The 13735-nt window shown below is 66.6% G+C and carries 11 protein-coding genes; 8 read left to right on the top strand and 3 right to left on the bottom strand.

Annotated elements, in window-relative coordinates; translation table 11 throughout:
- The first annotated feature begins 21 nt into the window (after positions 1–21).
- The 8 genes from JNJ68_RS10385 (at position 22) to JNJ68_RS10350 (ending at position 10412) form a co-directional block, all read left to right on the top strand.
- On the top strand, positions 22–2034 hold the full coding sequence (locus tag JNJ68_RS10385) for a CocE/NonD family hydrolase (protein WP_294982158.1): 2013 nt from the start codon (positions 22–24) through the stop codon (positions 2032–2034).
- Between the two features lie 91 nt (positions 2035–2125).
- Positions 2126–3235 carry a succinylglutamate desuccinylase/aspartoacylase family protein gene (locus JNJ68_RS10380; RefSeq protein ID WP_294982155.1) on the top strand — a complete coding sequence of 370 codons (1110 nt, stop codon included), beginning with the start codon at positions 2126–2128 and terminating at the stop codon, positions 3233–3235.
- Positions 3236–3262: 27 nt separating this feature from the next.
- The gene (locus JNJ68_RS10375; protein ID WP_294982153.1) at positions 3263–4864 is read left to right on the top strand and encodes a peptide ABC transporter substrate-binding protein; all 1602 of its coding nucleotides are present in this window, start codon (positions 3263–3265) and stop codon (positions 4862–4864) included.
- A gap of 19 nt (positions 4865–4883) precedes the next feature.
- Positions 4884–5807, top strand: a complete 924-nt coding sequence (locus JNJ68_RS10370) for an ABC transporter permease subunit (protein WP_294982151.1) — start codon at positions 4884–4886, stop codon at positions 5805–5807.
- A complete protein-coding gene (locus tag JNJ68_RS10365; RefSeq protein ID WP_294982149.1) occupies positions 5797–6669 on the top strand; it encodes an ABC transporter permease subunit in 873 nt (290 codons plus the stop codon). Before JNJ68_RS10370 ends, JNJ68_RS10365 begins: the two co-directional genes overlap by 11 nt.
- On the top strand, positions 6659–7636 hold the full coding sequence (locus JNJ68_RS10360) for an ABC transporter ATP-binding protein (RefSeq protein ID WP_294982147.1): 978 nt from the start codon (positions 6659–6661) through the stop codon (positions 7634–7636). The genes JNJ68_RS10365 and JNJ68_RS10360 overlap by 11 nt, the downstream gene beginning before the upstream one ends.
- The gene (locus tag JNJ68_RS10355) at positions 7633–8604 is read left to right on the top strand and encodes an oligopeptide/dipeptide ABC transporter ATP-binding protein (RefSeq protein ID WP_294982145.1); all 972 of its coding nucleotides are present in this window, start codon (positions 7633–7635) and stop codon (positions 8602–8604) included. The genes JNJ68_RS10360 and JNJ68_RS10355 overlap by 4 nt, the downstream gene beginning before the upstream one ends.
- Entirely contained in the window at positions 8601–10412 is a 1812-nt protein-coding gene (locus JNJ68_RS10350; RefSeq protein ID WP_294982143.1) for a prolyl oligopeptidase family serine peptidase, read from the top strand. The genes JNJ68_RS10355 and JNJ68_RS10350 overlap by 4 nt, the downstream gene beginning before the upstream one ends.
- 18 nt (positions 10413–10430) lie before the next feature.
- On the opposite strand, the gene JNJ68_RS10345 is transcribed toward JNJ68_RS10350, so the two are convergent.
- The 3 genes from JNJ68_RS10345 to JNJ68_RS10335 are packed head-to-tail and all read right to left on the bottom strand — an operon-like array spanning position 10431 to position 13716.
- Positions 10431–10742, bottom strand: coding sequence for a hypothetical protein (locus tag JNJ68_RS10345; protein WP_294982141.1), 312 nt, complete (start codon positions 10740–10742; stop codon positions 10431–10433).
- Positions 10743–10744: 2 nt separating this feature from the next.
- Positions 10745–12694, bottom strand: a complete 1950-nt coding sequence (locus tag JNJ68_RS10340; RefSeq protein WP_294982139.1) for an ABC transporter permease subunit — start codon at positions 12692–12694, stop codon at positions 10745–10747.
- The gene (locus JNJ68_RS10335) at positions 12694–13716 is read right to left on the bottom strand and encodes an ATP-binding cassette domain-containing protein (RefSeq protein WP_294982137.1); all 1023 of its coding nucleotides are present in this window, start codon (positions 13714–13716) and stop codon (positions 12694–12696) included. Before JNJ68_RS10335 ends, JNJ68_RS10340 begins: the two co-directional genes overlap by 1 nt.
- Positions 13717–13735 lie beyond the last annotated feature (19 nt).

The following is a 13735-nucleotide window of genomic DNA, read 5'->3' as shown; positions in this document are numbered from 1 at the left end:
AATCAGATCGAAGGGGGTTTGATGGTGCTTGTCCGCAGCCAGTTCCCAAACCGGGTCGAGGTGGTCGAGAACCTCTGGATTCCGCTGCCGGACGGCACCCGGCTGGCGGCAAAGCTGTGGCGCCCGGCCGAGGGGCGGCATCCGGCGATCCTGGAATACCTGCCCTACCGCAAGCACGACGGCACGCGCGGGCGCGACCAGGGAATGCATCTGTATCTGGCGGGGCATGGCTATGCCTGCCTGCGTGTCGACATCAGGGGCTGCGGCGAAAGTGAAGGCTTGCTGCATGACGAATATTCGGAGATCGAGCAACAGGACGGCTGCGACCTGATTGCCTGGATCGCGTCGCAGGACTGGTGCGACGGGCAGGTCGCGATGATCGGCATCAGCTGGGGCGGCTTCAACGGCTTGCAGATCGCGGCGCGGCAGCCTCCGGCGCTGAAGACGATCATCGCGGTGGGCTTCACCGACGACCGCTATGCGACGGATGTGCACTACATCGGCGGTTGCCTGTCGAAGGACAACCTGGACTGGTCGGGCACCATGGTAGCAGGCATGGACCTGCCACCCGACCCGGCGCTGCACGGGGCGGCGTGGCGTGACCTCTGGTTGCGGCGGATCGAGGCGAACCGGCCCTGGGGGCTGATCTGGATGCAACACCAGCGGCGCGACGACTATTGGCGACAGGGCTCGGTCTGCGAGGACTTAAGCGCGATCAAGGTGCCGGTCTATGCGGTTTCGGGCTGGGCGGACAATTATTCGGAAGCTGTGCCCCGGCTGCTGGCAGGCCTTGGACCTGAGCGCTGCCGCGGCCTGATCGGCCCTTGGGCGCACTCCTTCCCGATGGATGTCACGGTCGGCCCGGCGATCGGCTGGCTGCAAGAGGTCCTGCGCTGGTGCGACCACTGGATGAAGGGGCGCGAGACCGGGATCATGCAGGAACCGGCGCTGCGGGTCTGGATGCAGGAAAGCGTGCCACCACGAACCTGCTATTCGGAACGCGCCGGGCGCTGGGTAGGCGAAGACAGTTGGCCGAGCGCGCGCATCCGTGACTGGCGGCTTTACCCGGCGGATCGCGGCTTGCGCGACAGGCCCCAACCGGGTGAGGCGCGGATATGCTCGCCTCTCTGGGTGGGAGCAGCCGCCGGAGAGATCGGCCGCTATGGCGCCGACGCCGACTGGCCGACCGACCAGCGCGAGGATGATGGCGGTTCGCTGACCTGGACGACTGCGCCGCTGGACGAGCGGGTGGAAATCCTGGGAGCGCCCCGGCTGCAGCTGCGGGTGGCGTCGAACAAGCCCCTGGCACTGGTGGCGGTGCGGCTGAACGACCTGGCGCCGGACGGGTCCTCGACCCGGGTGACGTTGGGGATGCTGAACCTGACGCATCACGCGGGGCACGACCGGCCGCAGGCACTGATCCCGGGTGCATCGGTGGACGTGGTCGTGGAACTTGACGACATCGCCCATGCTTTCCCGGCAGGACACCGGATTGGGCTGTCGCTGTCTTCGGTCTATTGGCCGGTTGCCTGGCCCTCGCCCGAACTGGCGACGCTGACCGTCGATCTTGGTGCGACCGAGCTTGTGTTGCCCCGACGGCCCCTGCGCCTCGAGGATGCCGGGATGCGCGCCTTCGATCCTCCTGAACTGGCGCCGCAAAGCCCGGTGGTGGCGCATCCGGTCGCGCCGGCCCGTCCGCGCCGGGTGACGCGGGACCTTCTGTCGGGTCGCGTCATCGTGGATTTCCCGCGCTGGTGCTATGATCACGAATTCCCCGACATCGGTATCCGGCAGGCGAGCGACGGCCATGTGCGCTATGAGATCACCGAGGGCGATCCGCTGAGCGCGGCGATGGAAACCAGCTATCGCGTGATTCAGAGCCGCGCGGACGGGGTTTTCACCCATGACAGCCGCAGTCAGATGACCTGCGATGAAAAGGCCTTTCGCATTTGGGCGGAAACGGTGATTCACGAGAACGGGGTCGAGATCGCCCGCCAGGAATGGCGTGAGGAAATCCCGAGGGACCACCTCTGATGTCGATCATCTGGGGCCATGGAAGGGTTGACTCCGGGCCGGCACGAAGAGCAAGGTTTGATCAAATGGCCCCGCCCGGCCAGAGGTGTGCATGAGAACCGAGACCGTGCCCCTGAGCGGGCCAAGTCCAGGCACCACACGGACCCTGACCCGGCATCACTGGGGGCAGGACGGCGACAGGCCGAAGGTCTATCTGCAAGGCGGGCTGCACGCTGACGAGATGCCGGGTCCGCTGGCGCTTTATCACCTGATGCAGCTGCTGGACGAAGCCGAGGCCGAGGGCCGCATCGCCGGGCATGTAGTGGTGGTCCCGCTGGCGAACCCCATCGGGTTGTCGGAATGGCTGCTGCACAAGCCGGTCGGGCGGCGTGACCTGGAGGGGGCGCACAACTTCAACCGCGGCTATCCCGACCTCGCTGCATTGGCCGGCGACGGCCTGGAAGGGCAGCTGGGGCCGGATCCGGCGGCGAATGTCGCCACCGTCCGCGCGGCGTTCGGCAAGGCTCTGGCGGGGATGAAAATCGAAACCGAGGTCGACGAGTTGCGCATCAGGCTGATGGAGGCCACCCACGACGCCGACATCGTGCTTGACCTGCACTGCGATCACCGGGCGGTGATGCATCTCTACGCCTCGACCGCGCGGCCCGAGATCACCGATCTTCTGGGCCGCTGCACCGGATCGGTGCTGGCGCTGATCGAGGACAATTCGGGCGGGAACGCCTTCGACGAAGCGCATACTGCCCCCTGGAGGGCGCTGCAGGCACGGTTCGGCGACAGGGTCCCGTCGCCATGCTTCTCGACCACGCTGGAATATCGCGGCCAGAACGACGTGTCGGACGCGACCGCATCCGGCGATGCCGAGGGGCTGATGGCCTTCCTCGCCGGGGTCGGCGCGTTGACCCACGGCCCGGCACCCGGCTACGGGCCGGCGGAAGAGATGCCGCTGGCAGGTGCCGTGGAGTTCATGGCGCCCATGGGTGGCATCGTCAGCTGGGTGACCCAGCCCGGCGACCGCGTCATCGAAGGCCAGGTTCTGGGCCATGTAACCGATGCGGCCGCCCGGCGGCGGGTGGATATCCCGGCCCCGACCACGGGCCTCCTCTTCCGGCAAGAGCTGTGGACCAGTTGCCTGAAGGGGCAAGGTCTCTGCCACGTGGCGGGCCTCGAAATCCGGCGACAGGGCGACCTTTTGTCCAACTGAACCATAACGAAGCAGGGAGTGACGCAGATGATCGGAAAGGCAGGCAAGGTGGCGCGGTGGCTGGCTGGCGCGGCTGTGGCGCTTTCACTGGCGACGGGCCCGGCACTGGCCGATGACACGCTGGATCGGGGTGTTGGGTCGGAATGGTCCTCGCTCGACCCGCAGGTGAATTTCGACTCGGCGGCGGGCTGGATTCTCGCCGACGCCTACGAGGGGCTGATCACCTTCGACCCCGACGGCAAGATCATTCCCGGCGCCGCCGAAAGCTGGGAGGCAAGCGCGGACGGCAAGACCTATACGTTCCACCTGCGCGACGGGCTGAAATGGTCGAACGGCGACCCGCTGGTGGCACAGGACTTCGTCAACAACGTGCTGCGGACCCTGAACCCCGATACGGTTTCGGAGAAGGGTTACTACTTCTACTCCACCATCAAGGTAAAGGGCGCCGCGGCGCTGGCGAATGGCGAAACCAAGGACCCGTCCGTCCTGGGCGTGACCGCACCGGATGAACGGACCGTGGTGGTCGAGATGGAAACCCCCGCCCCGCATATCCTGGACCTGATGGGATCGTTCCAGATGGCACCCCTGCACACGCCCAGCTTCGAAGCCAACGGCGCGGGTGTTTTCATCGACCCCGCGAAGGTGGTGTCGAACGGGGCCTACATCATCAAGGAAGTCGTGCCGCAAAGCCACGTGCTTCTGGAGAGGAATCCGAACTACTGGGACGCGGCCAATGTGAATATCCCCTTCGTGAAGTATCACGTGACCGAGGACGTGGGCACCGAACTCAAGCGCTATCAGGCGGGTGAGCTGGACATCACCTACGACATTCCGCTGGCCGACATGGAACGCCTGAAAGCCGAAACGCCGGACGAGGTGCGCGTCTTCCCTTCGACCTACCTGATCTACTACAGCTTCAACCTGTCGAACCCCGACCTTCAGAATATCGACCTGCGCCGTGCCCTTTCGCTCGCGCTGGATCGCGATGTCCTGGAAAACAAGATCGTCAAGGGCGGGGCGACGCCGAAACTGAACTACGCCGGCGGGTTCGACCCCGAATACCATGGCCCCGACATCGCCGAGGCCGCGATGAGCCAGGCCGATCGTGAGGCGCTGGCGAAAGAGCTTTATGCCAAGGCGGGGTACGGGCCTGACAACCCACTGAAGCTGTCGATCGCAACCACGGTGGCCGAAGTCAACATGCGTCGCGCGCAAGGTGCAGCGTTGATGTGGAAGAAGGTGCTGGGGGCCGAGGTCGAGGTGAATTCGATGGAACGCAAAGCCTGGCTCGACCTCTTCTACACTGACGACTGGTCGATCTTTGCCGACAACCTGGTGGGTGATTTCGCCGGGCCGGAGACCTTCCTGTCCTACATGCGTCCCTCGGCCGAGCCCGGCTATGGCTGGGAGAAACCCGAATACGATGCGGCGATGGACGTGGCGGCCGAGAAGCCCGACAAGGCCAGCCGCTACATCGAACTGGCCAAGGCAGAGAAGATCCTGCTTGACGACACGATCTTCGCGCCGATCTCGATCGAGCCCTACCGGCACCTCGTCAAGCCGAACGTCAAGGGCTTCGGAACCTCGGCAGCCGGCTACAACAACAGCCAGTGGATGACCCTGGAGTAGAGGCGGGAACCAGCCGGGGATGCTGCGCTTCATCGGGAAACGTCTGTGGCACGGGGGTCTGACGCTGGCGGCGCTGGTCACGCTGACCTTCTTCGTCATGCGTCTGGCCCCCGGCGGCCCCTTCTCGCGCAACCGCAAGATCAGCCCCGAGGTCCAGGCCAATATCGAAGCCGCATTCCATCTGGACGAGCCGATCTGGCAGCAGTTCGGTCGCTTCGTCTGGGGCGTGCTGCGCCTTGATCTCGGCCCCTCCACCCGGCACCGCGACTATTCGGTGAACGACCTGATCGCGAGCGGCTTGCCCTATTCGCTGACCATCGGCTTCTGGGCGGTGGTCGTCGCGGCGATGGTGGGCGTGGCCCTGGGCCTGGCCGGGGCGCTCCGGCGCAACTCGGCCACCGACTACCTGGCCGGGATCGTGGGGGTGGTCGGTATCGCGATCCCGATCTTCGTGATCGGTCCCCTTCTTCAGGCGACCTTCGCGCTGCGGCTGGACTGGCTGCCGGTGGGCGGCATCAACAACGGCTGGCACTCGCTGATCCTGCCGGTGGTCGTGCTGGCCCTGCCCAACATCGCTTACATCAGTCGGCTGACCCGCACCTCGATGATCGAGACGCAGCGAGAAAACTACATCCGCACCGCCAGGGCGAAGGGCATCGGCTGGCGGCGCGTGCTGTGGCGCCACACCCTGACCGGAGCGCTTCTGCCGGTGATCGCCTATCTTGGCCCGGCAACGGCGGCGATCATCACCGGGTCGATCCTGATCGAGACGATCTTCGCAGTGCCGGGTATCGGACGGCATTTCGTCGATGCGGCGCTGAACCGCGACTACCCGCTGGTCATGGGGATCACGCTGCTTTACGGCGGCATCCTCATCCTGTTCAACATCGCGACGGATGTGATCCGGGCGGTCCTCGACCCGAGAATCCGCAATGAGCGTTGACCTCGCCCCGCCGCGCGGCATCTCGACCTTCGCGTTGCAGCTTCGACGCTTCCGGCAGAACGGTCTTTCCATGGCCTCGGTGGTGGTGCTGGCCGCGATTGTGGCGCTGTGCTTCCTCGGGCCACTGGCCTTTCCCTTCACCGGCGAGGACGCGGATTTCGACTTCATCTCCGCCCCGGCCACCTTCAGCTGGCCGCACCTCTTCGGCACCGACGATTTCGGCCGCGACCTGCTGGTGCGGGTGCTGGAAGGCGGGCAGGTGTCGCTGACCATCGGCTTCCTCGGAGCGCTGGTGGCCGGGGTGATCGGGGTTCTCTACGGGGCGGCCGCGGGATATGTCGGGGGTCGCGCCGACGGCCTCATGATGCGTGTTGTGGAAATCCTCTACGGCTTTCCCTACGTGATCCTGGTGATCCTGCTCAGCCTCCTTTTCGGCGGCGGCAACATCGCCCTCTTCGCGGCCATCGTCTTCACGCTCTGGCTCACCCCCGCCGTGATCGTGCGGGCGCAGGCGCAGTCGCTCGCGCAGAGGGAATTCGTCCAGGCAGCGCGGGCCGGGGGAATGACCGGACCGGCCATCGTCTTGCAGCACATCGTGCCGAACTGCATGTCCATCGTCATTGTCTACGGCTCGCTGCTGGTGCCCGAGGTGATCCTGTCGGAGTCGTTCCTGTCCTTCCTCGGCATCGGCATCAAGGAACCGCAGGCGAGCTGGGGCAACCTGATCCAGACCGGCACGGCGGCCATGGACACCGACCTCCGCCTTCTCCTCTTGCCCGGTGGCCTGCTCGCCACGGTGCTCCTCTGCCTCAACTTCATCGCCGACGGGCTTCGCGACGCCTTCAATCCCAATGACAGATAGCCTCCTTTCCATAAGGGACCTCACCGTCCGCTTCCGCTTGCCGCAGGGGGAAACGGTAGCAGTCGATGGCGTCAGCCTGGACCTCTCGCCGGGGGAGGTGCTGGGCATCGTCGGTGAAAGCGGGTCGGGAAAAAGCCAGATACTCTACGCGATGATGGGGCTTCTGGCCGCGAACGGGCGGGCCTCGGGGCAGGTTTCGTTCCAGGGCCAGAACCTGCTGGCGCTCCCCCCCGGCGACCTCGACCGGGTGCGGGGCGATGCGTTGTCGATGATCTTCCAGGATCCGATGACCAGCCTCAACCCCTACATGCGCGTGGGCGATCAGCTGGCCGAGGGGCTGATCGTCCACAAGGGCATGGCCGGGACGCAGGCGCGGGCCGAGGCGGTGCGGATGCTCGATCGCGTCCGCATCCCGGACGCCGCGGCCCGCGCCCGGCGCTTTCCGCACGAGTTTTCCGGCGGCATGCGCCAGCGGGTCATGATCGCCATGGCCTTGCTGGCCAAGCCGCGCCTTCTGCTGGCCGACGAACCAACGACTGCGCTGGACGTGACGATCCAGGCGCAGGTGCTGGACCTGATGGCGGAACTGGGACGCGAGACGGGGACGGCGATCATCCTTGTGACCCACGACCTTGGCGTGGTGGCGCGGCTTTGCGACCGGGTTGTCGTCCTCTACGGCGGGCGGGTGATGGAGGAAGCCCCGGCAGAGGTGCTGTTCGACGCCCCCGCTCATCCCTATACGCGGGGCCTTCTGGCCGCGATGCCCCGCCTGGAAACCGCCCTCACCCCAAGGCTGGGCACCATCCCCGGCACGCCGCGCTCGGGCGGGGCGGTGACCGGCTGCCCTTTCGTCGACCGCTGCGAGGTGCGGCTGCCGCGCTGCGCGACCGACCGGCCGCCCCTGCGTGATCTGACAGCCTTCGGCCCCGGACGCCGCGCGGCCTGCCACCTGACGGGGGTGTCATGACGCTGCTGGAGGCACGCAATGTCGGCGTGGGCTACAGGGTGCCGGGGTCCGGTCTCTTCTCCGGCCCGCGCCTCTTGCCTATCGTCCATGACGTCTCCTTCACGCTGGAGTCGGGCCGCACCCTCGGCATCGTAGGCGAATCCGGCTGCGGCAAGTCCACCCTGGGCCGCGCCCTCCTGCGGCTGATCGCACCAACCGGGGGGACGGTCTTCTGGCAAGGCCAGGACATGGCCACGATCCCCGACCTGCGCCGCCGCCGGTCCGAAATGCAGATCATCTTCCAGGATCCGGTTGCCGCGCTCGACCCCCGGATGACGCTGGCGAAGATCGTCAGTCGGCCGCTGGCGACCTTCGAGCCGGGCCTCACCCGCGCCGAAGCCCGGGCCCGCGCGGTCGAGGCGCTGCAACAAGTCGGCCTCTCCGCCGATTTCGCCGACCGCTATCCGCACGAACTGTCGGGCGGGCAGGCGCAGCGGGTGGGCATTGCGCGCGCGCTGGTCGGGCGGCCGAAGCTGATCATCTGCGACGAACCCGTCTCGGCGCTGGATGTCTCGATCCAGGCGCAGGTGATCAACCTGCTGATGGATTTGCAACAGAAGATGGGCCTCGCGCTGGTGTTCATCTCGCACAATCTCGCCGTGGTGCGCCACATCAGCCATGACGTGATGGTGATGTGCCTGGGCCGCGTCGTCGAACATGCGCCCCGCTCCGCCTTCTACGCCCGGCCACTGCACCCCTACAGCCAGGCCCTGATGCAGGCTGTCCCCGAACCCGACCCGCGGCGCGAGAAGGGCCGCGTCGGCACGGCGCTTGTTGGCGAACTGCCGTCTGTCCTCTCGCCCCCGCCCGGTTGCGTCTTCGTCAGCCGGTGCCCCAGGGCCACCGATCTCTGCCGCACCACCCGCCCCGACCTGCGCGAGGTCGGCCCCGGGCGCCTTGCGGCCTGCCACTTCATCGAGACGCCATGACCGACCTTGCCGCGCTCTGGGCTGCCCTGCCCCAGCTTTCGAACATCCACGCCAGCGCCGACGGGGCCTGGGTCTTCTGGTGCATGGCGGGCCTGACCGAGACCGAAAACGTCTGGTGTGCCCCACTGGACGGATCGGCGCCGGCCCGGATGCTGACCGACGGGCAAGATCACTACCTCATCCGCGACGTCACCCCCGATGGCAGGCGCCTGCTTCTGGCGCAATCGTTGAACGCGAACGAGCATGACCACCTTCTGCTGCTCGACCGGGAAACCGGCACGCTGACGCAGTTCACCCCCACGCAGGACACGCATTACGTCTATGGCGGGGTCTTCTCGGCAGACCAGACGGCGGTCTTCTTCCTGGCGGACTACAACTACGCCGCCGGTCAGGTGACGGCGGGCGCCTGGCTCTGGAGGCAGGACCTCGCCACCGGCGCGCGCACCTGCCTGGCGCAGGCGGACAGCCCGCCGCATTTCTATGTGGGGCCGCTGCTCTCTCCTGATGGAACCCGCCTTCTCTGGCACCGCAGCGACCGGACGCCGGGCGGGTATCAGCTCTGGGTCGTGCCGGTAGAGGGGGGCACGGCCCGGAAGGTGCTGGACCTGGGTGAGAAGAACAACGTCCTCGCCAGCTGGCTGGACGACGACCGTATCGGCTTTGCCTGTGACCACGAGGGGAGCGATCGGCTGGGCGTGCTGACCCTGTCTACCGGCGTGGTGCAATGGCTGGCTGGCGAACCGGAACTTTACCCACATTCCGTCCTTGCCGGAACCGCAGGCGACTTCGTCTGCATCCATCACCAGCAAAGCCAAACCCGCGCCGCGCTGGTTGGCCCGACCGGCATCCGCCCGCTCCCCAACCAGTCAGGCCGCCGCAGCCTTCTGCCCCATGCCGCGCTCCCCGATGGCGGCTGGCTGGCCGAGGCCTATGACGCCGACGCCCCGCATGACCTTGTAGCCGTAGCGGCAGACGGCACCTGCCGCGTGATCTTCCGCGCTGCTCCGGAACCCGCGCGCCGCCACGTCGCCCCGCAGGATTTCCGCTGGACCGCCCCGGATGGGCGCCCGATGCAGGGCTGGCTCTACCGGCCCGAGGGCCAGGCAAATGGCTTGATCGGCTACGTCCACGGCGGGCCGACCTGGCATTCCGAGGATTGGGTGAACCCCAAGATCCAGTTCTGGGTCGCGCAGGGCTATGCCGTCCTCGACCCCAACTATCGAGGTTCGACGGGTTTCGGCTACGCCCACCGCGAGGCGGTAAAGGAGGACGGCTGGGGCGGGCGCGAACAGGCCGACATCCGCGCCGGGCTGGAGGCAGCGCTTGCCGCCGGCATCCCCGGCCCTGTGGCGGTGGCGGGCAATTCCTACGGCGGCTTCTCCAGCTGGTTCGCGATCACCCGCCACGCCGACCTCGTGACCGCTGCCATTCCGATGTGCGGCATGTATCGGCTGGACATCGACTACCATGCGACCGAAATGCCCCATGGTCGCGCCTACAGCGAGGAGATGATGGGGGGCACGCCGGAGGAGTTTCCCGAGAAATATGCCAATGCCTCGCCGGGGCGCTTCATCGACCGCATCCGGGGGCATGTGATGATCGTGCATGGCCTCGCAGATTCCAACGTTGGACCGGAGAACACCCACACGGCAGTGCGTGAGTTGACGGCGGCGGCCATCCCGCATGAAATGATGCTGTTTGCCGATGAGGGCCACGGCGTGTTCCGGCGGCGGAACGTCGAGGCTTACCTCCGGAAAAGCGCTGCATTCCTTGATCGCGCATTCCGCGAAGGGATGCGTCGGTCCTGAGGGCCTGCGTGAGCTGGATCAGAGACCGGGCGCGCCCTCCGCAAGCTCGCCATCGGCGACGGCAACGTGATGCTGTCGTCGCAGATGGTAACCGGACATCGCGTCTGTTGCGAACCCACTGAATGCCTTGATCCGTTCGTTCAGAAGGCGGGCATATTCCGTCACGAAGTTCCCAGATGCGCTGGATTTTGGCCTGACGATCATCCCGGCATTGAACCCGCCGATCCGCTTTACGACACTGACGGCGGAGTCGTGCTGGTCGACCCTGCGACGGCAGCGAAGGAGCCGCTTTCCCAGGAACACGCACACTCGACGCCAGAAGTCCTGCAAGGTTAGCTCGAGCGGAGTGCCACTCCTCTGCCATGCGCCCATTTGAGGAGCAGGTGGTCCGCCAGCAATCCCATGAACGCCACCGCGAAGCCAAGGACGAGTCCCTTGCCGACATCGGTCGAGGAGAGCGCGCGCTGCATTTCCTGGCCAAGGTCCTGCGTGCCGATGAAGGCGGCGATGATCACCATGAACAGCGAGAACATGATCGACTGGTTCGCGCCGACGACCAGGGTCGGCACGGCGAGCGGCAGTTTCACATGACGCAAAAGCTGCATGGGGCTGGCGCCGGACATCTGCGCCGATTCCACGATCTCGGGTGGAATGCCGCGCAGGCCCTCGATGGTGTATCGCACGATCGGGACGGTGGCGAAGACCACCACGGCGGCGATCACGGCGACATCGTTCACCCCGAAGAGCATGATCACCGGGATCAGGTAGATGAAGCTGGGGAAAGTCTGGAAGGTGTCGCACACCAGGAGGAAGCGGCGGGAGCGGGCTTCGTTCACGGCGCCCAGAAGGCCCAGCGGAACCCCCAGGATCAGGGCCAGCGCGACGCTGACGAAGACGGTGTAGACGGTGATCATCGCCCGGTCCCACCAACCCGAGAGTGCGATGGGCAGCGCGAAGGCCAGGCAGACCAGAGCGGAGCGCAGGCCGCCAACCCGCCAGCCGATCCCGGCCAGCGCCAGCAGCACGGCGGTCGTGGGAAGCCACAGGAAGGCATCGCGCAAGGGGATCAGGACCCAGGTGATCAGGAACCAGCGCAGCCAGTCGGTGACGGGTGAAATCATCTCGATCAGAACCCCGACGGCCGCGTCGACCGGCTCGGCCATGCTGAGCGCCTGCTTGCGCCCGACCTCGCTGAAATAGGGGTGGACCCAGGCCAGCACGAAGCCAAGGGCGACAAGGCCAAGCCAAATCAGCAGCAGTCGGTGACGGTAAAGCCACGGCCCGGTCGCGTGTTCGGGCTGTTTCACCGCCCAGGCCTTCGACATCCGGTCCAGCACGATGGCGAGAAGGACGATGGTGATGCCGATTTCCACCGAAAGGCCGATCTTGAGGGCCTGGAGCAGTTGCAGCAGCTTCTGCCCCAGCCCCGGCATCCCGATGAAACTGGCCAGCACCACCATCGCCAGGCTCTGCATGATCACCTGGTTCACGCCGATCAGGATTTCGGTCCGGGCGGCGGGCAGGCGCACGCGCGTCATGAGTTGCAGGCGGGTCGTCCCACTCATCTTGCCGCTTTCGATGATCTCGGGCGACACGCCACGCAGGCCGAGGAGGGTCATCCGGATCATCGGCGGGACCGAGAAGATGATCGTGACGATCGCCCCCGCTTTCGGACCCACACCGATGAAGACGACGACGGGGATCATGTAGGCGAAATGCGGCAGAGACTGGGCGATGTTGAGGATGGGGTTCAGGATGCGCTCGGCCAGGCGCGAGCGCCAGGCGAGGGTGCCCATCAGCAGCCCGAAGACGACCGAGAAGGGCACGGCGACGACGATGACCGACAGGGTCTCCATCGCCCATTTCCACTGGCCCATCACGGCGATCCAGACGAAGGTGCCGCCCGCCAGCAGAGCCAGCCGGGCCCCGCCGAGCGCGTAGCCCGCCATCCCGGCGGTGGCGGCGATCACCGCCCAGGGGATCGGGCCGACATACGGCCAGCGCGACTTGCCGTAGAGGAGGTTCGCGGTCACATCCAGGCAGGCTTCCACCATGTCGGAGAAGGCACGGGTGACTGTCATGAGGCCAAGCTCGTCACGGGCAAAGGCGAAGGTGGCGTTGATCCAGTCGGCGAAGGGCAGGATCAGGCCTTCGGGCAGGCGGATCAGGCCTGCGGGCAGCGCGGGGCGGAAGATCACCAGCACAAGAGCGGCAAGCAGGAAGGCCAGCGCGATCCGCTTCTGGTCCAGGCGCAGCGGGGGCGGGGGAAGCGTCGCCGTCATCATGTCGCCGGGCCCAGGAGAAGGTCGAGCGCGGCCTTGCGGTCGAGCAGTCCAGAGATCCGGCCCTGGGTGCTGAGCGGGATCAGGACGCGGCTGTCGCCGACGATCCGGCGGGCCAGGGCGTGCAGTGTCTCGCCAGCCGGAAGCGGATCGCCCTCGACGGGGCGCCCGTCCACCGGCAGGGCCAGGGCGCCCGCGTGGATCACCCGCGCCCGGTCGATGCTTTCGGTGAACTTGGCGACATAGGGTGTCGCGGGGGCCATGACGATGCGGTCCGGTGTGTCGATCTGCTCGACCGCGCCGTCCTTCATGATCGCGATGCGGTCGGCTAGCCGCAGCGCCTCGTCGAAGTCATGGGTGATGAAGACGATGGTCTTGGCGAGCATCCCCTTCAGCCGCAGGAATTCATCCTGCATCTCGCGCCGGATCAGCGGGTCGAGTGCGCTGAACGGTTCGTCCAGGAACCAGATGTCGGGTTCCACCGCCAGGCTGCGGGCGATGCCGACCCGCTGCTGCTGGCCACCCGACAGCTCGCGCGGGAAATAGCCCTCGCGGCCCTTCAGGCCTACCAGCTCCAGAACCTCCCGCGCCCGTGCGATCCGCGAGGCACGATCCTGCCCGCGCATTTCCAGCGGGAAGGCCACGTTCTCCAGCGCGGTGCGGTGGGGCAGAAGGCCGAAGCTTTGGAACACCATGCCCATCTTCTTGCGGCGCAGCTCGATCAGCTGGGGTTCGGTCAGCTTGCCGATGTCCCGCCCCTCGACCTCGACCGTGCCGGAAGTGATGTCCAGCAGCCGGGCGAGGCAGCGGACCAGCGTCGACTTGCCGGACCCGGAGAGCCCCATGACGACAAGCATCTCGCCCCGCCGGATGTCCAGTGACACGTTGCGGACGGCGGCGATGTGGCTGGTGGCGCGCAACTCGTCCATCGTCGTGTCAGGCGTCAGGCGCAGCCGGTCGGGATAATCCCCGAACACCTTCCAGACGTTGCGGCAGGAAATCACCACTTCACTTGCAGTCATGGGGCAGACTCCGATGGAA

This window comes from Tabrizicola sp., assembly GCF_016793705.1.
Classification (GTDB): domain Bacteria; phylum Pseudomonadota; class Alphaproteobacteria; order Rhodobacterales; family Rhodobacteraceae; genus Tabrizicola.
Note: the sequence above shows the minus strand (reverse complement) of the source record. Positions and strands in the feature narration are given on the sequence as shown.

Bases quoted from the DNA above. Each gene is read 5' to 3' on its own strand.
- JNJ68_RS10385 (WP_294982158.1), top strand. From the start codon at position 22: ATGGTGCTTGTCCGCAGCCAGTTCCCAAACCGGGTCGAGGTGGTCGAG.
- JNJ68_RS10380 (WP_294982155.1), top strand. From the start codon at position 2,126: ATGAGAACCGAGACCGTGCCCCTGAGCGGGCCAAGTCCAGGCACCACA.
- JNJ68_RS10375 (WP_294982153.1), top strand. From the start codon at position 3,263: ATGATCGGAAAGGCAGGCAAGGTGGCGCGGTGGCTGGCTGGCGCGGCT.
- JNJ68_RS10370 (WP_294982151.1), top strand. From the start codon at position 4,884: ATGCTGCGCTTCATCGGGAAACGTCTGTGGCACGGGGGTCTGACGCTG.
- JNJ68_RS10365 (WP_294982149.1), top strand. From the start codon at position 5,797: ATGAGCGTTGACCTCGCCCCGCCGCGCGGCATCTCGACCTTCGCGTTG.
- JNJ68_RS10360 (WP_294982147.1), top strand. From the start codon at position 6,659: ATGACAGATAGCCTCCTTTCCATAAGGGACCTCACCGTCCGCTTCCGC.
- JNJ68_RS10355 (WP_294982145.1), top strand. From the start codon at position 7,633: ATGACGCTGCTGGAGGCACGCAATGTCGGCGTGGGCTACAGGGTGCCG.
- JNJ68_RS10350 (WP_294982143.1), top strand. From the start codon at position 8,601: ATGACCGACCTTGCCGCGCTCTGGGCTGCCCTGCCCCAGCTTTCGAAC.
- JNJ68_RS10340 (WP_294982139.1), bottom strand. From the start codon at position 12,694: ATGACGGCGACGCTTCCCCCGCCCCCGCTGCGCCTGGACCAGAAGCGG.
- JNJ68_RS10335 (WP_294982137.1), bottom strand. From the start codon at position 13,716: ATGACTGCAAGTGAAGTGGTGATTTCCTGCCGCAACGTCTGGAAGGTG.